Source organism: Streptomyces sp. AC627_RSS907 (assembly GCF_019049165.1).
Map to the genome: position 1 here is coordinate 1 of NZ_JAGMUE010000931.1, position 605 is coordinate 605.

The following is a 605-nucleotide window of genomic DNA, read 5'->3' on the forward strand; positions in this document are numbered from 1 at the left end:
GGACAAGGGCCAGCGCGCCGAACTGGACGCCTTCCTCACGGCGGTGCGCACCGGCGGGCCGATGCCGGTGTCGCTGGAGTCGCTGGCCGCCACCACGGCGGCCACCCTCGCCGTGCGGACCAGCCTGGTCGGCGGCGCGCCGGTGACCTTGGCGAGGGCGCGATGACGGCGAGCCCGGGGTGGTACCTGCGGCGGCTGTCCCGGATGGGGCCGAGGGAGGTCGGCGGCCGGGTGGTCGACACGGCGCGCCGGCGGCGCTGGCGGTCGGCGCCACCGGTCGCGCCGGAGGTGACCGGCGCCCGCTTCACCGCGACGCTGCCCGCCGGGGCGCTCGACGCGGTGCCGCCGGACGCCGCGAAGCGGCTACTCGCCGAGGCGGACCGGCTGCTGGCCGGGCACGCCGAGTTCTTCGGGGTGCCCCGCGACGACCTCGCGGACCCCGACTGGTGGTACGACCCGAAGACCGGGCGCCGCGCCCCGTCGGGGTACGCCTTCGACGTGCCGTACCGGAGCGAGGACGCGGTCGGCGACATCAAGCAGATCTGGGAGCCGTCCCGGCACCAGTACCTGACCGTGCTCGCCGCCGCGTACGCGATCAGCGGGGA

1 pseudogene is annotated in these 605 nt (G+C 77.2%); it reads left to right on the top strand.

From position 1 onward, the window contains the following. Nucleotides 1-162 precede the first annotated feature (162 nt). Nucleotides 163-605 (top strand): annotated as a pseudogene (locus KUM32_RS39520) (heparinase); the annotation flags it as partial.